Origin of the sequence: Nocardioides marmorisolisilvae (genome assembly GCF_003725775.1) — a bacterium.
Lineage (GTDB): Bacteria > Actinomycetota > Actinomycetes > Propionibacteriales > Nocardioidaceae > Marmoricola > Marmoricola marmorisolisilvae.
In genome coordinates this window covers 797,864-816,028 of the sequence record NZ_RJSG01000002.1, presented here as the reverse complement: position 1 = coordinate 816,028, position 18,165 = coordinate 797,864, and the positions used below count along the sequence as shown (strand labels likewise).

25 protein-coding genes and 1 other RNA gene are annotated in these 18,165 nt (G+C 69.3%); 8 read left to right on the top strand and 18 right to left on the bottom strand.

The window, feature by feature from the left end:
* Positions 1-6: 6 nt before the first annotated feature.
* From EFL95_RS07810 to EFL95_RS07790, 5 genes are all read left to right on the top strand, one after another.
* Complete coding sequence (locus EFL95_RS07810) at positions 7-294, top strand: DUF1330 domain-containing protein (RefSeq protein ID WP_123233449.1); 288 nt, start codon at positions 7-9, stop codon at positions 292-294.
* Between the two features lie 2 nt (positions 295-296).
* Positions 297-635 (top strand): antibiotic biosynthesis monooxygenase family protein, encoded by a 339-nt coding sequence (locus EFL95_RS07805; RefSeq protein ID WP_123233448.1) that lies wholly within the window; start codon positions 297-299, stop codon positions 633-635.
* On the top strand, positions 632-1,168 hold the full coding sequence (locus tag EFL95_RS07800; protein WP_123233447.1) for a GNAT family N-acetyltransferase: 537 nt from the start codon (positions 632-634) through the stop codon (positions 1,166-1,168). The genes EFL95_RS07805 and EFL95_RS07800 overlap by 4 nt, the downstream gene beginning before the upstream one ends.
* 114 nt (positions 1,169-1,282) lie before the next feature.
* Complete coding sequence (panB, locus tag EFL95_RS07795) at positions 1,283-2,140, top strand: 3-methyl-2-oxobutanoate hydroxymethyltransferase (RefSeq protein WP_123233446.1); 858 nt, start codon at positions 1,283-1,285, stop codon at positions 2,138-2,140.
* Between the two features lie 29 nt (positions 2,141-2,169).
* Positions 2,170-3,318, top strand: coding sequence for a PQQ-dependent sugar dehydrogenase (locus tag EFL95_RS07790; RefSeq protein ID WP_123233445.1), 1,149 nt, complete (start codon positions 2,170-2,172; stop codon positions 3,316-3,318).
* Here EFL95_RS07790 and EFL95_RS07785 read toward each other — a convergent pair.
* Positions 3,315-3,596 (bottom strand): hypothetical protein, encoded by a 282-nt coding sequence (locus EFL95_RS07785; protein ID WP_123233444.1) that lies wholly within the window; start codon positions 3,594-3,596, stop codon positions 3,315-3,317. The genes EFL95_RS07790 and EFL95_RS07785 overlap by 4 nt on opposite strands.
* On the bottom strand, positions 3,596-3,760 hold the full coding sequence (locus tag EFL95_RS19470; protein ID WP_183407083.1) for a hypothetical protein: 165 nt from the start codon (positions 3,758-3,760) through the stop codon (positions 3,596-3,598). The genes EFL95_RS07785 and EFL95_RS19470 overlap by 1 nt, the downstream gene beginning before the upstream one ends.
* Before the next feature lie 47 nt (positions 3,761-3,807).
* Here EFL95_RS19470 and map point away from each other — a divergent pair, with 47 nt between their 5' ends.
* Entirely contained in the window at positions 3,808-4,656 is an 849-nt protein-coding gene (gene map / locus EFL95_RS07780; protein ID WP_123233443.1) for a type I methionyl aminopeptidase, read from the top strand.
* 78 nt (positions 4,657-4,734) lie between these two features.
* On the opposite strand, the gene EFL95_RS07775 is transcribed toward map, so the two are convergent.
* The 3 genes from EFL95_RS07775 to EFL95_RS07765 are packed head-to-tail and all read right to left on the bottom strand — an operon-like array spanning position 4,735 to position 5,865.
* On the bottom strand, positions 4,735-5,145 hold the full coding sequence (locus EFL95_RS07775; RefSeq protein WP_123233442.1) for a tetratricopeptide repeat protein: 411 nt from the start codon (positions 5,143-5,145) through the stop codon (positions 4,735-4,737).
* A gap of 43 nt (positions 5,146-5,188) precedes the next feature.
* Complete coding sequence (locus EFL95_RS07770) at positions 5,189-5,608, bottom strand: nuclear transport factor 2 family protein (RefSeq protein WP_123233441.1); 420 nt, start codon at positions 5,606-5,608, stop codon at positions 5,189-5,191.
* Between the two features lie 50 nt (positions 5,609-5,658).
* The gene (locus EFL95_RS07765) at positions 5,659-5,865 is read right to left on the bottom strand and encodes a hypothetical protein (protein WP_123233440.1); all 207 of its coding nucleotides are present in this window, start codon (positions 5,863-5,865) and stop codon (positions 5,659-5,661) included.
* 199 nt (positions 5,866-6,064) lie between these two features.
* Here EFL95_RS07765 and EFL95_RS19465 point away from each other — a divergent pair, with 199 nt between their 5' ends.
* Positions 6,065-6,214, top strand: coding sequence for a hypothetical protein (locus EFL95_RS19465; RefSeq protein WP_183407082.1), 150 nt, complete (start codon positions 6,065-6,067; stop codon positions 6,212-6,214).
* Here the strand turns inward: EFL95_RS19465 and EFL95_RS07760 are convergent, their stop codons facing one another.
* The 6 genes from EFL95_RS07760 to EFL95_RS07735 form a co-directional block, all read right to left on the bottom strand.
* Complete coding sequence (locus EFL95_RS07760) at positions 6,215-6,649, bottom strand: ScoMcrA-related endonuclease (RefSeq protein ID WP_148045008.1); 435 nt, start codon at positions 6,647-6,649, stop codon at positions 6,215-6,217.
* Between the two features lie 10 nt (positions 6,650-6,659).
* Positions 6,660-7,238 carry a phosphatase PAP2 family protein gene (locus EFL95_RS07755; protein ID WP_123233438.1) on the bottom strand — a complete coding sequence of 193 codons (579 nt, stop codon included), beginning with the start codon at positions 7,236-7,238 and terminating at the stop codon, positions 6,660-6,662.
* A gap of 73 nt (positions 7,239-7,311) precedes the next feature.
* Positions 7,312-8,580 carry a COG4705 family protein gene (locus EFL95_RS07750; protein ID WP_123233437.1) on the bottom strand — a complete coding sequence of 423 codons (1,269 nt, stop codon included), beginning with the start codon at positions 8,578-8,580 and terminating at the stop codon, positions 7,312-7,314.
* Positions 8,581-8,681: 101 nt separating this feature from the next.
* Positions 8,682-9,374: a hypothetical protein gene (locus tag EFL95_RS07745; RefSeq protein WP_123233436.1), complete on the bottom strand. Its 693-nt coding sequence runs from the start codon at positions 9,372-9,374 to the stop codon at positions 8,682-8,684.
* 106 nt (positions 9,375-9,480) lie between these two features.
* Positions 9,481-9,846: RNase P RNA component class A (gene rnpB, locus EFL95_RS07740), an RNA gene on the bottom strand.
* 31 nt (positions 9,847-9,877) lie between these two features.
* A complete protein-coding gene (locus EFL95_RS07735) occupies positions 9,878-11,311 on the bottom strand; it encodes an RNB domain-containing ribonuclease (RefSeq protein ID WP_123233435.1) in 1,434 nt (477 codons plus the stop codon).
* A 29-nt stretch (positions 11,312-11,340) separates the two neighbouring features.
* Here EFL95_RS07735 and yaaA point away from each other — a divergent pair, with 29 nt between their 5' ends.
* Positions 11,341-12,120, top strand: a complete 780-nt coding sequence (gene yaaA / locus EFL95_RS07730) for a peroxide stress protein YaaA (RefSeq protein ID WP_123233434.1) — start codon at positions 11,341-11,343, stop codon at positions 12,118-12,120.
* Here yaaA and EFL95_RS07725 read toward each other — a convergent pair.
* The 7 genes from EFL95_RS07725 to EFL95_RS07695 form a co-directional block, all read right to left on the bottom strand.
* Positions 12,107-12,358, bottom strand: a complete 252-nt coding sequence (locus EFL95_RS07725) for an AbrB/MazE/SpoVT family DNA-binding domain-containing protein (protein ID WP_148045007.1) — start codon at positions 12,356-12,358, stop codon at positions 12,107-12,109. The genes yaaA and EFL95_RS07725 overlap by 14 nt on opposite strands.
* A 15-nt stretch (positions 12,359-12,373) precedes the next feature.
* The gene (locus tag EFL95_RS07720; RefSeq protein WP_123233432.1) at positions 12,374-12,637 is read right to left on the bottom strand and encodes a hypothetical protein; all 264 of its coding nucleotides are present in this window, start codon (positions 12,635-12,637) and stop codon (positions 12,374-12,376) included.
* Positions 12,638-12,797: 160 nt separating this feature from the next.
* Complete coding sequence (locus EFL95_RS07715; protein WP_123233431.1) at positions 12,798-13,976, bottom strand: bifunctional RNase H/acid phosphatase; 1,179 nt, start codon at positions 13,974-13,976, stop codon at positions 12,798-12,800.
* On the bottom strand, positions 13,973-14,686 hold the full coding sequence (locus EFL95_RS07710; RefSeq protein ID WP_425463965.1) for a zinc ribbon domain-containing protein: 714 nt from the start codon (positions 14,684-14,686) through the stop codon (positions 13,973-13,975). The genes EFL95_RS07715 and EFL95_RS07710 overlap by 4 nt, the downstream gene beginning before the upstream one ends.
* Positions 14,687-14,735: 49 nt before the next feature.
* Positions 14,736-15,866 carry a Nif3-like dinuclear metal center hexameric protein gene (locus EFL95_RS07705; protein WP_123233429.1) on the bottom strand — a complete coding sequence of 377 codons (1,131 nt, stop codon included), beginning with the start codon at positions 15,864-15,866 and terminating at the stop codon, positions 14,736-14,738.
* Between the two features lie 19 nt (positions 15,867-15,885).
* On the bottom strand, positions 15,886-16,524 hold the full coding sequence (locus EFL95_RS07700; protein WP_123233428.1) for an alpha/beta hydrolase: 639 nt from the start codon (positions 16,522-16,524) through the stop codon (positions 15,886-15,888).
* A 2-nt stretch (positions 16,525-16,526) separates the two neighbouring features.
* Positions 16,527-18,056: an AMP-binding protein gene (locus EFL95_RS07695; RefSeq protein ID WP_123233427.1), complete on the bottom strand. Its 1,530-nt coding sequence runs from the start codon at positions 18,054-18,056 to the stop codon at positions 16,527-16,529.
* Positions 18,057-18,165 lie beyond the last annotated feature (109 nt).

The window sequence follows — 18,165 nt, the reverse complement described above, 5'->3', positions numbered from 1 at the left end:
CTGCCCATGACTGCCTACTGGGTGAGCGTGTACAAGGAGATCTCCGACGCGGACAAGATGGCGGCGTACGCGGCCCTCGCGTTCCCGGCGCTGACCGAGGCAGGCGGCCGTTTCATCGCCCGCGGACTGCCCGAGGCGTACTACGAGGACGGTGACGCCGGGCGGGTGGTCCTGATCGAGTTCGACTCCGTCGAGCAGGCCGTCGCCGCCCACGACAGCCCGGCCTACGCCGAGGCGCTGGCCGCCCTGGACGGCGGAGCCGTGCGCGACATCCGGATCGTCCCCGGCGCCTGAGCATGACTGGCATCGCGGAGCTCCCCGAGCCGCCGTACACGGCGGTGATCTTCAGCAGCCTGCGCACCGAGGGCGACCAGGGCTACGGCGTGATGGGCGCCCGGATGCAGGAACTCGCCAAGTCCCAGCCCGGCTACCTCGGCTACGAGTCGGCCCGCGACGCGAACGGCTTCGGCATCACCGTCTCCTACTGGGTCGACGACGACGCCGCCCGCGCCTGGAAGAAGGTGCACGAGCACTCCGTGGCCCAGCAGCGCGGCAAGGAGGTCTGGTACGCCGACTACCAGGTCCGCGTCGCCACCGTGCAGCGCAGCTACGGTCCGGGCTCGTCCGGCTCGTGAGGGCACTGACCACCGAGCGGCTGCTGCTGCGGCAGTGGCGCGACGACGACCGCGAGCCGTTCGCCGCCCTGAACGCCGACCCGGAGGTGATGGCGGACTTTCCCCGCACCGTGACCCGCGAGGAGGCCGACGCCCTCATCGACCGGCACCAGGTGCGGCTGGCTGCCGGCGAGCCCGGCCTGTTCGCGGTGGAGGTCCGCGACAGCGGCGAGTTCATCGGGTTCGTCGGCCTCTCGGTGCCGGCTTTCGAGGCCGCGTTCACCCCGTGCGTCGAGGTCGGCTGGCGTCTGGCCCGCAGCGCGTGGGGCCACGGCTACGCCAGCGAGGGCGGCCGCGCAGCGCTGGAGCACGGTTTCAACACCTTGATGTTGAACGAGATCGTCTCCTTCACCTGGGAGGGCAACCTGCGCTCCCGCGCGGTGATGGAGCGGATCGGGATGACCCGCGACCCGGCCGACGACTTCGAACACCCGAATCTTGAGCCCGGACACCGACTACGGCCGCATGTGCTCTACCGGGTCAGCCGGTCGTGAGGCAGGACACAGGTACAAAACCGCCCATCCGGGGCTAGCGTTGTCGGTACCAATTCGTGCAGAGGTCCGTGGACTCCGTCAGGGAGCTGCGAGGCGAGCACAAGAAGGAGCTCGATGATGAGCGAAGAGACTGCGCCGTACGGTTCTGGCGCGGCGAGGCCTGCGGAGGCCGGTCCCCGCAAGCGGGTGCGTACGCACCATCTGCGCGAGATGAAGGAGCGCGGCGAGAAGTTCGCCATGCTCACCGCGTACGACATGTACACCGCTGCGGCGTTTGACGAGGCCGGCATCGAGGTGCTCCTCGTCGGGGACAGCGCCTCTAACAACGTCCTGGGCAACGAGACGTCGATCCCGATCACGGTCGACGAGCTGCTGCCGCTGACCCGCGCCGTCGCACGCTCCGCCCAGCACGCGCTGGTCGTCGGCGACCTGCCCTTCGGGTCCTACCAGGGCTCCCCCGAGCAGGCCTACAACACTGCCGTCCGGTTCATGAAGGAGGGCGGCGCCCACTGCGTGAAGCTCGAGGGCGGTCGCGAGATGACCGGCCAGATCGAGCTGCTCACCCGTGGCGGCATCCCGGTGATGGCCCACATCGGCTTCACCCCGCAGAGCGAGCACGCTCTGGGTGGCTACCGGGTCCAGGGGCGCGGCGAGACTGCGCAGCGGATCCTGGCCGACGCCAAGGCGATCGAGGCCGCAGGCGCGTTCGCCGTCGTGATGGAGATGGTGCCGGGTGACGTCGCTGCCCAGGTGACCGCCGAGCTGACGATCCCGACGATCGGCATCGGTGCCGGCAACGGCTGCGACGGACAGGTGCTGGTCTGGCAGGACGCTTTCGGATTGCGCACCGGCAAGATGGCACGCTTCGTCAAGCAGTACGCCGACGTGCACGCGGTCCTCACCCAGGCTGCCGAGGCGTACTCCGCCGACGTGAAGGCCGGGACTTTTCCGGGACCCGAGCACACGTTCTAAACGGATCCCTCGCGGGTACCGTCGAGGACATGCGCCGCCTCGGAACCGTTGTCCTCGTCTCGGCACTCGTTGCCGTCGTCCCGCTCGCCTCGACGCCGAAGGTGGAGGCCGCCGACCAGGCGACCACCGCGTTCCCGTCGCTGACCGTCACCAAGCTGGTCGGCGGCCTGGACATCCCCTGGGACGTCAAGGAGCTCCCCGGCGGGCGTCTGCTCATCGGTGAACGCACCAAGAAGCGGCTCATCGTGTGGCACAACAGCGCCAAGCACGTGCTGAACTTCCCGGCGAACATCTGGGCCTCGGGAGAGACCGGTCTGATGGGTCTCGCGGTCGACCCGAACTTCAGCGCCAACCGTCGGATCTACACCTGCCAGGGCGGGTACACCTCCAACGGCGGCCACGACGTCCGCGTGGTCGCGTGGCGGATGAGTGCGGCCTACACCTCGGTCGAGAAGGTCCGCACGATGGTCTCCGGCTTCCCGACCTCGTCGGGCCGGCACGGCGGCTGCCGGCTGCTGGTCGACGGCAACGCCATCTACGTCGGCACCGGCGATGCGGCGATCGGCACCAATCCGCAGAACAAGTACTCCCTCGGCGGCAAGACGCTGCGGATGAGCCGGACGACCGGCGCGCCGTACCCGGGGAACCCGTTCATCAGTTCCAGCAACCACAACGCCCGGTACGTCTACACCTACGGTCACCGCAACGTGCAGGGCCTTGCGCGCCGATACGACGGCACCATCTGGTCGGTCGAGCAGGGCACCGACCGCGACGACGAGGTGAACCTGCTCAAGCGGGGCGGCAACTACGGCTACAACCCGGTCCCCGGCTACAACGAGAGCGTGCCGATGACCGACTTCAAGCTTCCTGGTGCGCAGATCGGCGCCAAGTGGTCCTCAGGCGACCCGACGCTCGCCACGTCCGGCGGCACCTTCGTCAGCGGTGCGCCGTGGGGTGACTACCGCGGCATGCTCGCCGTCGCGGCCCTCAAGGCGAGCCGGGTCGTGTTCCTGAAGTTTGACGGGAGCGGGGCGCTGGTCTCGACCCGAACGCCGTCGGAGCTCGAGAGCTTCGGCCGGCTGCGCTCGATCACCGTGGCCTCGAACTACGACCTGCTGATCACCACCTCGAACGGGTCGGGTGGCGACTACGTCCTCCGAGTGCACCCGCAGAACTAGCGGGTCAGCAGCACCACACCGAGCCAGCTGGCGAACCCGACCAGCGCCAGGTAGATCACCCTCCGCGGGTACGGCAGGAACCAGCGCGTGCTCTGGGCCAGCAGGAGCGTCCAGAACACGAACAGCCCGATGGCGGCCAGCCACCCGTAGACCTTGAGCGCGCCGAAGATCAGGAAGGGCACGCACGCCAGCATCGACATCCCGATGAAGGAGTCGCGGTAGACGCGGATGTCCTTGATCCGCCCGCCCGGCTCGAGCGGGTCGACAGGGTTGGGCATCAGTCCCAGTCCTCCGCGTCCCACTTGGCGTTGCGCTCGGCGACCTTCTCCAGCGCCCGCCAGGCCTCCGCCTCGGTCGGGTACGGGCCGAGCCGGTCGGCCCAGGCGCAGCCTTCCTTCGGCTCGACCTGCTTGTGCTTGAGGCAGTACCAGAACTCGTCCACCGGAACCCTTTTCGTCGCGCTCTTGGGGCGAAACTACACTCGCCGACGTGACTCCTGTGGTTCCCGGCACCATCTCGCCGCGTCGACCCGTACCCGCGCACATCCCGCGCCCCGAGTACGTCGACAAGCCGGCGCCTGCGCGCTTCACCGGCTCGGAGGTGAAGGACGAGGAGACCATCGAGAAGATGCGGATCGCCGGGCGCATCGCCGCCCAGGCACTCCAGGAGGTCGGCAAGCACGTCGAGCCGGGCGTCACCCACGACGAGCTGGACCGGATCGGCCACGAGTTCGTGCTCGACCACGACGCCTACCCCTCCACCCTCGGCTACCGCGGCTTCCCGAAGTCGCTGTGCACCAGCGCGAACGAGGTCGTCTGCCACGGCATCCCGGACAGCCGGGTGGTCGAGGACGGCGACATCGTCAACATCGACATCACCGCGTTCATCGGCGGCGTGCACGGCGACACCAACGCGACCTTCATGACGCCGGGCGTCAGCCAGGAGGTGCGCGACTTGGTCGAGCGCACCGAGGAAGCGCTTCGCCGCGCGATCCAGGCGGTCCGCCCCGGCCGGCAGCTCAACGTGATCGGCCGCGTGATCGAGTCCTACGCCAAACGGTTCGACTACGGCGTGGTCCGGGAGTTCACCGGGCACGGCATCGGCACCGCCTTCCACTCCGGCCTGATCGTGGCGCACTTCGACGACCCGTCGTACGACACCGTGATCGAGAAGGGCATGACCTTCACCATCGAGCCGATGCTCAACCTCGGCACCCACGAGTGGGAGATGTGGGACGACGACTGGACCGTGGTCACCAAGGACCGTCGCATCTCGGCGCAGTTCGAGCACACCCTGCTCGTGACGGACACGGGCGCGGAGATCCTGACGCTGCCGTGACCACCCCGATTTGCTACGCAAGCGTCGTCGAACCATCCGCCTGACGACGTTCCTGTAGCAAGCGGGCGGACGCAGGGCTCAGATCGCCCCGGACAGCCTTTCCACCCGCAGCACCGCGAGCTCGTGCTCGGGGTCGGCGGACATGGCGGCAGCCAGACGCAGGTGCGGCAGCGCCTCGGCGTACTTGGACTGGCGCTCCAACGCGCGGCCGAGCGCGAACCGCAGCCAGTCGTCGTCCGGGTGCTCGTCGACCAGCGACCGGAGCTCGGACTCAGCCGGGCCGAGCTGGACGCGGATCAGGTAGGCCCAGGCGCGCAGGGTGCGGAGCCCCGTGTTACCCGGGTCCTGGTCCAGCGCCGGCTCCAGGATCTGGAGGGCCTCCTCAGGCGCCCGCCGGGCGAGCAGGTCGAAGGCGACGCGGTACGCCGAGGCTGGGTCGTTCTGACCCGGGAAGATGACCGGCGGAGCCGGGAGCGTGAAGTCCTCCATGACGCACCCAACGTACGCCGGGACGGTGAACTTCCGAGGCAGATCAGTCCTGCTCGAAGACCATGGCTTCCATGTTCCACCAGCCACGCAGGTTGGTGATCAGGTGGTCCTCGTTCAGCGTGTAGGTGAACACACCGCGGACGTGACTCTTGAGCCCGCCCTCGAAGGCGCTGTGCAGGGTGAGGATGTGCGCGATCTCCAGCTCGGAGCTCGACGGGAACGTTTCCTCGCACTCGACCCGGAGGTTATTCGTCGCGATGTTCTTGTCGAAGAACTCCTCGACGGCGGCCTTGCCACGAACACCGGTGCCCTCGGGGTTGGTGATGGCCTTGCCGATCGGGTCCTCGATGACGATGTTGTCGGCCATCAGCGAGAGCCAGCCCTCCTTGTCGCGCGCCTGGACGCAGCGCCAGGAGGCCTGCGAGGCAGCGAGGGCGGGGCTGATGGTGGTCTGCTCGGTCATGAGCGTCAGAATCTCACAACGAGCGCGAAATTAGAACAGGTTCCAGTTGGCTACTGCTGCTCGGCCGGACCGGTCCACGTGCGGCGGCCGCTGATCCGGGACTCGCGCAGGCGGTCACGGCGGCGGGCAGCGCGCTCACCGCGCAGGCGGGCCATGGTGGCGTCCGCCTGACGCTGCGCCTTGCTGGCAGAGACCAGGTGACGACCGTGCCACGTGGCACCGAGGTCGTCGTCCTCGAACTCCTCCCGCTCCTCCATGCAGCAAACGGTAGTGAACCTTTGGCGTCTGCACACGCGTCGGTCTAGTCAGCGTGTCGTGACTGGTAGGGCTCACTAGGCCACCGCGGGAACTCCGCCCGAAATCTCCCTCAGAAACCCACGCCACGGGTCGATCGGGCAGTTGACGAGGGAGAACGTCTGCGCGGGCACGCTCGCGCACGATCCTCTCGGAGGGGTCATGAGCAGCAACCACCGACCCGGACCTTCCCACGCCAGCCCCGGACGCGCTCTCGTCGCCCGGATGCTCCTGCTGCTGACCGTGAGCTTCCTGCTCGCCGGCGGTGGCATCGCGGCGCTGATGTCGCTGGGGGCGCACCCCATCCGGTGACTAGTCGCAGTTGTCGCAGGTGCCGACGACCGAGAGCTGCATGAAGCAGGTCGGGCAGAGCCTGACCTCGGGCTCGGGCTTCGAGCGGGACGGTGCTGCTGCGCGCGGAGTCCGCGGGGTCGACGTACGGGTCCGGGTGGCTGCCGCCTTGGGCCGGTCGAGCTCGTCGCGGGAGGCGACCTTGAACTCGAGGTCGCGCAGCACGCCGAGCGACTCGTACGAGATCTCCTCCGGGTCCAACGGGGTGCCGGTGGCCTTGCCGTAGGCGTAGGCAAGCAGGGCGCGGGCGTCGTACCGCTTGCCGCGCTCGACGAGGAGCTCGTCGCTCGGCTCGGCGAACCCGAGGGCCTCGCGGAACTCCACTGCGCCCTGGAGGTCGTGGTCCCGGATGGCTGTCAGCACGTTGATGCGGGTCACGCGTCCGAGGGAAGGCACGTGCTCGAGCCTATCTCCGTGCCGGCACCGGCTCCGCGGCAGCCTCGTTGCTCACGGTCCAGGTGCGCGACCACCAGATCACCGACAGACCCCAGGCGGAACCGATGACGAGTGCGCCGATGACGTCGGTCGCCCAGTGGTAGCCGAGGTAGAGCCGCGAGGCGCCGACGCCCAGCGCAACCAGCGCCGCGCCCAGGACCGCAGCGATCTGCGCACCCGGCCGGCTCACCCGGGGCAGCAGCACGGCGACCAGCAGGATCACGAACACCGTCGCATCCAGGGTGTGACCGGACGGGAACGAGTACGAGTGGTCGGCAGCCGCGGTCGGTAGACGGAACTGCGCCCCCGGGCGGGAGCGCTGCACGAGGTGCTTGAGGCCGAAGATGAGGCTGACCGAACCACCCATGCCGACGAACACCATCAGCGCGTCGCGGTGCCACCCGCGCCAGTACGTCACGGCGATCAGGGCGACGGTCACCAGCGCGATCGTCACCTCGTTGCCGAAGCCGGTCACGAACCAGGCCACGTGCGTCAGCGCCGCGGATCGGTGGTGGTCGATGTATGTCGCCACGGAGTGGTCCAGGCTCATCAGTCCCCCTTCTCGAGGATCAGCAGGACGGCAGGACGCCCCGCGTGGGGCTGGGGCGCCCTGCCGTGCGCGGTCAGCCCAGCGTCGTGAGCAGGCTGTTCAGCGCGTGCTCCTCGGTCACCTGGTTGGGCTTCGAGGCGCGGATGGAGCTCAGGACCGGGTCGATCTGCTGGTCGACGTACGTCCAGGCCTGGCAGTTCTTCGGCTGCAGGGCGGCCTGGTCGGCGTCCCAGGCTGTCTCGAGGTCCTTGATCCGGGTCTTGGCGCCGGACTGGTCGCCGCTCTTGACCAGGGCCAGCGAGTCCGTCGCGATCTTGCGGTAGCCAGCCACCTTCGCGGACGGGAACTGTGCGACCTGCGTCTTGGCCTGCGTCGCGTTCAGCGGCTTGCCGGTCTTGCAGGTAGGCGCCGGAGCATCGTCCAGGGCGCTCACGTGCGGCTGGTTATTCGCCCAGGTGAGCAGACCGCCGGTGCCCATCGCGACGAGGGCGAGCACCGCGCCGGCGAGGCGCTCGCGGCGCAGGTTGGTCGTGACGACCGGGGTGTGCGTCGCGTCGTAGGTCTCGATCACGTCCGACTTCGTCACGGTCAGGAAGATGACGGTGGCGAGGATCGCGCCGAGGAACAGGATGCTGGTCACGAAGGTGCCCAGGCCGAGTCCGTGGTCCTTGTGCGGGGAGCCGAGGAAGTCGCCGATGTTCGCGCCCAGCGGACGGGTCAGGATGTAGGCGACCCAGAAGGAGAGGACGGCGTTCATGCCGAACCTCCACAGCACGCTCACGATGGCGATCAGGGCCAGCGGGAGGAGCACCGCCTTGCCGGGACCCCAGCCGGTCAGCTCCAGGGTCCAGTCGCCGGTCGCGGTGCCCAGGGCGAAAGTGACCAGGACCGCGAGCCAGTAGAAGGCCTCCCGCGGGAAGGTGACGATGCTGTGGATCGACAGCGTGCGCTCACGGGAGTACCAGATGCCGAAGACCACGGCGAGCACGGCGGAGAAGATCGTCGAGCTGATCCAGAGGGGAACGCCCTTCTGGTCGGTCAGGATGTCGGTGTAGAGCGTGCCCGTGACGCTGACGACCACGACGTTGAGCCAGTACACGAACGGCACGTAGCGCTTGGTCCGCAGCTGCCAGGTCAGGGTGGCCGCGAAGACCGCGGTGAAGATCCAGGCCGTGTTCACCAGGCCGACCCCGAGCTGCATGTTGATCCAGTCGGCGAAGCTCTCGCCCACGGTCGTGCAGAGGATCTTGATCACCCAGAACCAGACGGTGACCTCGGGAACCTTGTTGAGGAGCTGGCGGGCGTCGGGCGCGTGGCGCGGCGTTGTCGTCGATGCACTCATGGGCCCGAGTTTGGGGAGGCGAACCTGACACCAGCCTGACCCGACCTGACAGAGCGTTCAGGTTGAGGGCCCGCGAGCCTCGGAGCCGAAACGCGAGCGGCTCAGGAGAAGGGCACCTTGAACTGGTACGCCTGGAACGAGGCGAGGTAGTTCGTCGAGTCGTTCGTCCACACGTAGAACGGTGTCCCGGCGACGGTCACTGCGCGGCGGGGCAACGTGCACGTCGCGACGCCCTGCGCGTCGGTCACCGCGCTGCACTGCGTGCGGGTGCGGGGCCCGAGTCCGAACACGGTCGCGATCCCCGCGGCAGGAACAGCCCCGGCCAGGGTGAAACGAGCGGTGTAGGTGACCTTCCCGGTTCTCACCGAGGTCAGCATGCCGGTCACGCTCGCCACCGGGTTCGGCGGGAAACGACGGACCACCACGAACGGACCGGCGGCGTAAGCGGCCGTGTAGCCCGCTGCGCCAGGGCCCTTGAACGTCGCTCCGGAGCAGCTCGCGGGGTCGATCGTGTACGTCCCGGTCTGCAGGGTCAGATCCGCCGGAATCGTCTGACCGGTGGTGAGCCGCGTACAGCTGGGCCACTGGTCGATGGAGATCCCGGCGGGGAATCCGCCCTGGGGATGGGCGTCGAAGAACGCCGGGATGCTGGTGACCCCGTAGGTCTGGGAGCCGTTCATGGTCAGGGTGATCACCGTCGGCGGAGGATCCGCCGACGCGGAGACATCCCAGGCCGAAAAGCCGACCAACGCCAGCACGGCGAGCACGAACAGGATGAACGGACGTCGGGCCATCACGACTCCCAAGGTCGGAAAGGTGAGCGCCCCCGTCCCTCCGACGGTCCCACCGGGTGCCCACCGGCGCCAGCCTCCGATCCGAAGGGGCTAGACCGGCGGGATGCGGATGGGCTGGCTCGTAGGCCGGGTTCTGTTCCCCGGGCCGCCTCACGACGACCCGGCTGGCGACCATCCATCTAGCGGTGCCGTTGCCGACACCGTCCTGCGATCTACCCGTGAGCTCGGGCGGGCCGCCCTCGAACGCTCACTGTCTGATCTTGCTCCAGGTGGGGTTTGCCGAGCCGCGACGGTCGCCCGCCGCGCTGGTGGTCTCTTGCACCACCGTTTCACCCTTACCTCCGAAGAGGCGGTCTGTTTTCTGTGGCACTTTCCCGCGAGTCACCTCGGGTGGCCGTTAGCCACCACCCTGCCCTGTGGAGCCCGGACCTTCCTCGGTGGGTTTCCCCAACGCGGTCGCCCGGCCAGCCCATCCGCAGCGATCAGGATAGCGGTGCGCGGCCTCAGCCCGCGTGGGTGAAGCGGACCTTCCGCGTTGCAGGGTCGGCTTCGGCCAGGACGGCCGTCAGGTCCTCGCCGACCGGCAGCGCCGCTCCCCCGCTGATCGGAGCAGTCACCGCGACGTCACGGACGACGACGTCCCCCTTGCGCGGGTCCTCGTGGTCGGCCTCGACCACCACTCCGGTGAACGACTCCCCGATCCTGCCAGCGAGGGACGCGGCCTCGACCAGGTTGAGCACCGCGTTCTCGTACGCGTTCGCCTTGTGACCCGATTCGCGCATGATCTCGGGCAGCTCGGCGAGACCCTCGCGGGCCCAGTCCGGGACCGGCGTACCGGCGCACAAGGCGGCGCAGACCTCGAGCCCGAAGCGGTCGACGAGACGTCGCAGCGGTGCGGTGACGTGGGCGTACTCCGAGGCCAGCGCGGCGTGCTCGGGCTGCTCCGGGATCGCACCGTCGAAGTTCACGTAGCCGGCGCCCCGCAGCAGCATCGTGCAGGCGGTGACCATCGCCAGGTGGTTCGGCTTCGTCGGGTCGAGGGAGCGGATGAAGTCCGGGTAGTGCTGCTCGGCCGGCCAGTCGATGCCGAGCGCACGGGCGGTGCGGTGCAGGCGCTTCACCGCGTCGGGTTGCGCCGGCGGCAACGTCCGCAGCACGCCGACCTTGCCGTAGACCATCATCGAGGCCGCAGCGAAGCCGGTCAGCAGCGAGATCTGGGCGTTCCAGTTCTCCACCGGCAGGACGGCACGGAACTCCAAGGTCCACGGATCGGTCGAGCAGTCGATCTCCTGCTCCGGCATCGGCAGGTTCACCCCGCCGCGTTCGGCCTCCTGGTGCAGCCGGAGCTCGCCGACCTCCTTCAGCAGCAGCATCATCGGGTCCGCGGAACCGTCGTCGATCGACTTCTGCACGCCCGCGTAGTCGAGGCGGGCCACCGACCTCACCCGGGCACGCTCGACCTTGGCGTCGACCTGGGCACCCTCCGCATTGAGCTTGATGGTCCACAGGAACGCGGGGCGCACCTGGTCGGGCAGCAGCGAGGCCGCGCCCTCGGAGAGCTCCGTGGGGTGCAGCGGGATCTTGTCGTCGGCCCCGTACATCGACTCCCCGCGCCGCCGCGCCTCGAGGTCGATCGGACCACCGGGGTCGACGAAGGCCGCCACGTCGGCGATCGCGTAGTGCACGACGTAGCCGTCTCCGTCGCGCTCGAGGTGCATCGCCTGGTCCAGGTCCATCGATCCGACCGGGTCGATGGTGACGAACGGCAGGTCGGTGCGGTCGAGGTCGGGCAGGCGTGGGTTCTTCGCTGCCTCGACCGCCGCGGCGACCACGTCGGCCGGGAACGCCGGCTCGAGCTTCTGCTCGGCCTGAATGGCCTTGATGCCCTCCTCCAGCAGTGCGGTGGAGTTGGCGACGCGTAGTACCCGATTGCTCACGCGTCCACCCTATGCAGGAGACTTCAGCCGTGCTGATCCTGCTGCCGCCGTCCGAGGGCAAGTTCTCTCCGCGACGCGGCAAGCCGCTCAGCCTCGACGCCCTCGAGAGCCCCGAGCTCACCGGTGCTCGCGCGACACTGCTCGCCGCACTCGTCGACCTGTGCGCGAACGACCCGGACAAGGCTGCGGCAGCCCTCGGGCTCGGGCCGACCCAGGCCCACCATCTCGACGGGAACACGCTGCTGCACGAGGCGCCCACCGCCCGGGCGGACAAGATCTACACCGGGGTCCTGTACGACGCCCTCGACCTGGCAACGCTCACCGGAGCCGCCCGCGGGCGCGCGACGCGGTGGCTGGCGATCATGTCCTCGCTGTTCGGGGTGGTGCGCCCGAGCGATGCGATCCCGTCGTACCGGCTCTCGGGCGACACCAACCTGCCGGGCATCGGCATCGTCAGCAGCTACTGGCGCGACCACCTCGACACGGTCCTCGCGCCGGCCGCTGGCAACGGCCTGGTGATCGACCTGCGCTCCTCGATGTACGCCGGCTTCTGGCGGCCCTCCCCGGAGATCGCGAAGAAGGTCGCGACCGTCCGGGTGCTGCACGAGCACAACGGACAGCGCAAGGTGGTCAGCCACTTCAACAAGGCGACCAAGGGCCGGATCGTGCGCGACCTGCTGCTCGACGGCCGCAAGCCGGAAACGCCGACCGCCCTCGCCAAGCACCTGACGGATCTGGGCTGGAACGTCGAGCTGCACCCGGTCACGAAAACCGGTCAGCAGCTCGACGTCGTGGTCAGCGAGCTGTAGCAGAACCAGCGCGAGCCTTGGCGCCGAGCGTCTCCTCGGCCAGGCCTTCCGGTGCCGTGAGGCTCAAGCTGTACTCGCCCGGGCCGACTCGCACAAACTCGATCTTCGCGCCCGGCGATAGCTTCAACTCGTCGCGCAGGAACTTCGGCACCGTAACGCGCCCCTTGGTTGTCATCGTGGCTGTCACCATGCTCAGACGACGATGGCCCGGCAGCGGTATTACGTCGATCGCGGTCAAGCCTGCGAACGTGCGTTACTGAGCAACAGGCGCGTCGCCGCCACCCAGGTCGACGTCGCCGTCCACGGTCGGCGGGGTGCCGATGTCGTAGCTCTCCGGGTCCTGGGTGCCCGGCAGCGGGTCACCGGGGCAGGTACCAGGCACGCACTGCGCCGGCTTGTCGGCACCGCCGTTGCCGTGGGCGTTGCCGTTGGCGAACGTGGCCGGGACGATGACGGTGATCGAGGCTCCGGCGACAGCGAGGGCGGCCACGGCGGTGGCGATGCGAGTGCGGGTCATGGGAGAAGCGTGACGGCTCAACCACATGCGGATCAAACATCCAAAAGGGACGGTCTAGTCCATACCAGATTCAAGCATGAGATATCGGTCGAGAGTTTCTCGACTCACGCGTAGAGAAACGGACAAACCGGACTAGACAGATCGCGGCCGTTCCGAGGGCTCACACTGCGAACGGCGCGTCGGTCGGACGCCCGTTGTACAGCCGGAGGCTCGCCAGGAGGTGGTCGTCCTCGCGTCCGGAGTTCGGCGGGTTGCCCCGGAAGTACGAGATCACGGTGACCGAGGCGGGCGAGAGCTCCATCTTGTAGATGGCCTCCAGCGGCGCGCCCAGAGCGTCCGCGACGAGGGTCTTGATCGGCGTCACGTGGCTGACCACCAGCACGGTCTGGCCGGTGTGGTCGGCGAGGATCCGGTCGCGTCCGGCCAGCACACGCTCCTGCACCACGCGGAACGACTCTCCCCCGGTGGGCGCGAACTCCAGGCTGCCCAGCCACGAGGAGAGGTCGTCGGGATAGGTCTCCTGGATCTGCACGAACGTCATGCCGTCCCAGGCACCGAACTCCATCTCGGCGATCCCGTCCTCGACCTTCGCGGTCAGGCCCAGTCGCGAGCCGAGGATCTCCGCCGACTCCGCCGTACGGCGTACCGGGCTCGTGACCAGAGCGTCCACCGCGCCCGCGAGCGGGGCCAGCCACTCCCCGGTCGCGCGCACCTGCTCACGACCCTCGTCGTTCAGCGGCGGGTTGGACCCGCCGAGTCCACCGGAGAACAGCCGGTTCGCGGTGTGGTCGGTCACGCCGTGGCGGACCAGGACCAGGGTGGTCGGAGGATCCCCCGGGGGCATCCAGCCACGGGACGGTGGCGCCTGGCTGGGATCCGGCTCGGCGATCTTCGCGGTCCCACCGTCGGCGGGCGAGCTCGCGAAGTACGTCGGTGAGCCGTCCAGCGCGTCGTTGACCAGCCGGTCCGCGTGGCTGTTCTCGGCCCGCGGCACCCAGGTGTACGTCGTACCGGCCGGCGCGAGGGTGGCTGCCTGGGCCTGCAGCGGCTTCATCGAGGGGTGCTTGACCTTCCAATTGCCGGCCATCTGCTCGATGACCAGCTGGGAATCCATCCGCACCTCGAGCGCGGCTCCCGGCGCGTGCTCGGCCGCCAGCTCGAGCCCGGCGATCAGCCCGCGGTACTCGGCGACGTTGTTGGTCGCGGTCCCGATCGTCTCGCCGACCTCGGCGATGGTCTCCCCGGACTCGGCGTCCTTGAGGACCGCACCGAAGGCGGCCGGTCCCGGGTTTCCGCGCGAACCGCCGTCAGCCTCGACGACGACGCTGGACCAGGTCACAGCCCGGATTCGGGCGTGCGGACCAGGATCCGGTCGCACTCCTCGCAGCGAACGACGTCGTCCGCGGGCTTGGCGGCGATCACGGCCAGGTCAGCGGCGTTCAGCGTCAGCCGGCAGCCCTGGCACTCCTTGCGGTGCAGTGCCGCGGCGCCGACACCGCCCTTGGAGGTGCGCAGCTTCTCGTAGAGCGTCATCAGGTCCTCGGGCATGCCCTGGACCGACTCCTGACGCTCGGCCGCGACCTGGGCGAGCTCGGCCTGGAGGTCGGTCGCCTTGTGGGCTCGGGTCTCCTCGAGCTGGGCGGCCTCGGTGTCGATCTTCTCCAGCGCCGCGCTGCGGTGCTCCAGCTCGGCCTGGGCGTTCTCGAGCCGCTCCATCACGTCGATCTCGACATCCTCGAGGTCGCTGATCCGCCGGGCCAGCGACTCCAGCTCGCCCAGCATCCGCTCCAGGGCCTTGGGGTCCGAGATCGAGCCGGCGTCGATCATGCCCTGGTCGCGCTCGCGACGGGCCTTGACCTGCTCCACGTCAGCGTCGGCGCGCGCCTGCTCCTCGGTCAGGTCGGTGACCAGGATCCGGGCGTCACGGGCGGCGTCGTCGACGTCGGACCGACCCCGCATCAGCTCGGCCAGCGCGGTCGCCTCAGGGATCGAGGAGAGCTGGTGGCGGACGGAATCGAGCTTGGAGTCGAGGTCCTGGACGTCGAGCAGTCGCAGCTGGACGTGGGGGTCGGCTTTCAGGACGTGTCTCCTCAGGCTTTCAGACCCGGAAGGTCCAGGGGTCTGTGGTGGCGGTGCTGATGTGCACGGCCACCGTATCGCCCAGGCTGTCGACCAGCCGATCCCGGAGTACCGGGAGCCACAGCGACTCGGCCGCCGAGTGCGCGACGTCGACCAGTGCGGGGCCGCCGTAGACCTGGGCCGCTTCCATCGACTCCGAGGCCGGGTGGTGCCGGAGGTCGGAGGTCACGTAGACGTCGGCACCCGCCGCTCGAGCCCGATCGAGCAGGAAGTCGCCCGAGCCACCGCAGAGCGCCACCGTCTCGACGAGCCGGTCCGGGTCGCCGGCGACGCGTAGTCCGATCGCGGTCGTCGGGAACACCGCAGCCGCTGCTTCGGCGAACGCCCGCAGGGTGATCGGCTCCGGCAGCCGGCCGATGCGTCCCGAGCCGCAGTCCGCGTCCGGGAGGTCGACCAGCTCGAAGACGTCGTACGCCGGCTGCTCGTACGGGTGGGCCGCGATCATCGCCGAGACCAGGTCGCCGCGCAGGTGGCGGTCGGCGATCACCTCGATGCGGACCTCCTCGACCACCTCGAGGTCGCCGATCGAGCCGATGGTCGGGTTCGAGCCCGGCAGCGGCCGGAAGCGCCCCTCGCCCGGCGAGGTGAAGCTGGCGGAGTCGTAGTCGCCGATGCGCCCGGCCCCGGCCTCGGTCAGCGCCGAGCGCACCGCGTCGGCGTGGGTGATCGGCACGAAGACGACGAGCTTGTCCCGCGGGCTGAGCGGGTCCGGCTCGAGCGGCACCACGTCGAGCAGGCCCAGGGCCGAGGCGATCGCAGCACTCACTCCCCCGGTCGGCGAGTCCGCGTTCGTGTGAGCGGTCAGCAGTCCGCAGCCGGCGCCGAGCAGCCGGTGCACGACGCGGCCCTTCGGCGTGCTGGCGGCCACCGTGGTGGTGCCCTTCAGGTACAGGGGGTGGTGCACGACGAGCAGGTCGGCATCGAGAGCGACCGCCTCGTCGGCCACGGCGAGCACCGGGTCGACCGCGAGCAGCACCGTGCGGACCTCGGCATCCGGGTCGCCGCAGACGAGCCCGACCGCGTCCCAGTCCTCGGCCCGGTGCGGCGGGTACCAGCCCTCGATCAGGTCGATGACGTCGGCGACTCGCATGTGCCGAAGGCTATCGGGCTCACACGCCCAGGAGGGACGCCGCTTCGAGGATCGCGGAAGCGACCGCGTCCGGGTCGTGCAGCTGGTGCAGGTGCTCGCCGTCGAGGATGTGCACCGGCCAGTCCTGTTCCTGAGCGAACGCGATCTCCTCGGCGTACGTCTGACCGAAAGCGACGTACGCGCACGGCTTCCTCGCCCAGCCGACCGCGACCGGCACCCGCTGCCGGAAGTAGTCGAGCGGCAGGCGCGGCTCCTCCGCCTCCACCGCGCGTCGAGTCTCCTCGTCGGGGAACACCTCGCCGAGGTCGTCCCACCACTGCGTCCACGGCGGCAGGATCCCGTCGGCGTCGGCGAGCCCTGCGAGGAACTCCAGGAACGCCGCTGGCGCCAGTGTCGTCTCGCTGGCGTCGGCCGGCGGCAGAGCCGCGTCGACGTACACGGTCGGCACGGTGCCGAGCTGCTCAGCCAGGTACGACGCGCGGTAGCCCGCATTGCTGTGCGGCACCAGCACCACGGTGCCCAGGTTGGCCGCGACCGGTACGACGTCGTCGACCGATGCGATCACCACGCCGTGCCCACCCGCGTGCAGGCGGGTGGCGACCGGTGCCCAGGTGGCTGGTCCGAGAAGGGGGCTGGGCACCAGCAGGTAGGTGACCACGATCAATTGACCTGGCGGTCGCGTCCTTCCCAGTACGGCGCCCGCAGCTTGAACTTCTGGAGCTTGCCGGTCGCGGTACGGGCCAGCACGTCGCGGAACTCGACCGTCGTCGGCGCCTTGTAACCGGCGACCTTGGTCTTGCAGTAGGCGATCAGCTCGGCCTCGGTGAGCGCCGACCCCTCGGCCTTCACCACGAGCGCCTTGATGGTCTCGCCCCACTTCTCGTCCGGGACGCCGATGACGGCGACCTCGGCGACGTCGGGGTGGCTGAAGATGACGTCCTCGACCTCGATCGAGGAGACGTTCTCGCCACCGGTGATGATCACGTCCTTCTTGCGGTCGCTGATCGTCAGGTAGCCCTCGTCGTCGATCACGCCCCCGTCGCCGGTGTGGAACCAGCCGCCCTCGAGCGCCTTCGCGGACTCCTCCGGCTGCTCCCAGTAGCCCTCGAGCACGACGTTCGAGCGGGCCAGCACTTCACCCTCGGCGTCGATCTTCAGCGTCACGCCGAGAGCCGGGTTGCCGGCACGCACCAGCTTGGCGGCCTGCTCCAGGGGCGGCAGGTCGTCCCACTCGGCACGCATCCGGTTCACGGTCAGCACCGGCGAGGTCTCGGTCAGGCCGTAGATCTGCAGGAACTCCCAGCCGAGCTCCTCCTGCACCCGCACGATCGTCTTGGTCGGCGGCGGGGCGCCGGCGACGATGATCCGGGTCTTGTCGCGACCCGGGATCGGACCGTCCCAGTCCTGGGCGGCCTCGAGCACCGCGTTGACCACCGCGGGCGCCGCGCACATCACGGTGACGCCGTACTTCTCGACCCGGCGCAGGATCTCGGCACCGTCGACCTTCCGAAGGATCACGTGCGGGACGCCGAGACCGGTCATCGCGAACGGCATTCCCCAGCCGTTGGCGTGGAACTGCGGCAGCGTGTGCAGGTAGACGTCGCGGTCCGTGACCCCGGCGTGCAGCGCGAAGGTCAGCGCGTTGGTCCAGATGTTGCGGTGGGTGATCTGCACGCCCTTGGGCCGCGCGGTCGTGCCCGAGGTGTAGTTGATCGTCGCGGTCGCGTTCTCCTCGTGCTCCCACGGCTGCGGCTCGACGCCGTCCAGGTAGAGGTCAGCGTCCTCGCCGAGCACGAACGTGAACTCGCACTTCACCTCCGCCAGGGAGTCGGCCAGCTCCGGGTCGACGTACAACACGCGCGCACCCGAGTGCTCCACGATGTAGGCGACCTCCTCGACGGAGAGCCGGAAGTTCACCGGCACCAGCACCCGGCCGTAGCCGCAGACGCCGAAGAACGCGCTCAGCAGGCGCGCGGAGTTGTGCGAGACGAACGCGACCCGGTCGCCGACACCGATCCCGAGCGCGTCGTGCTTCGCGGCCATCGCCTTCGCGCGTTCCCCGAGCTGGGCGTAGGTCAGCTCCCCCAGCGAGGTCGCCGGCTGGTCCGGCTCGTCGTGCACCCCGATCCGGTCCTTGTAGACGGCCAGTGCGCGGTCGAGGAAGTCAGCGGCGCTGAACGGAACGATCATGCGGCCAACCTAGTGCGGGATCGGGAACCGATCCATGGGGCTGGCCGGTCCTAGGACGCCAAGCTGCGCATCACTGCCCTCGGTCTCGTGCCAGGCACCGGGTAGCCGT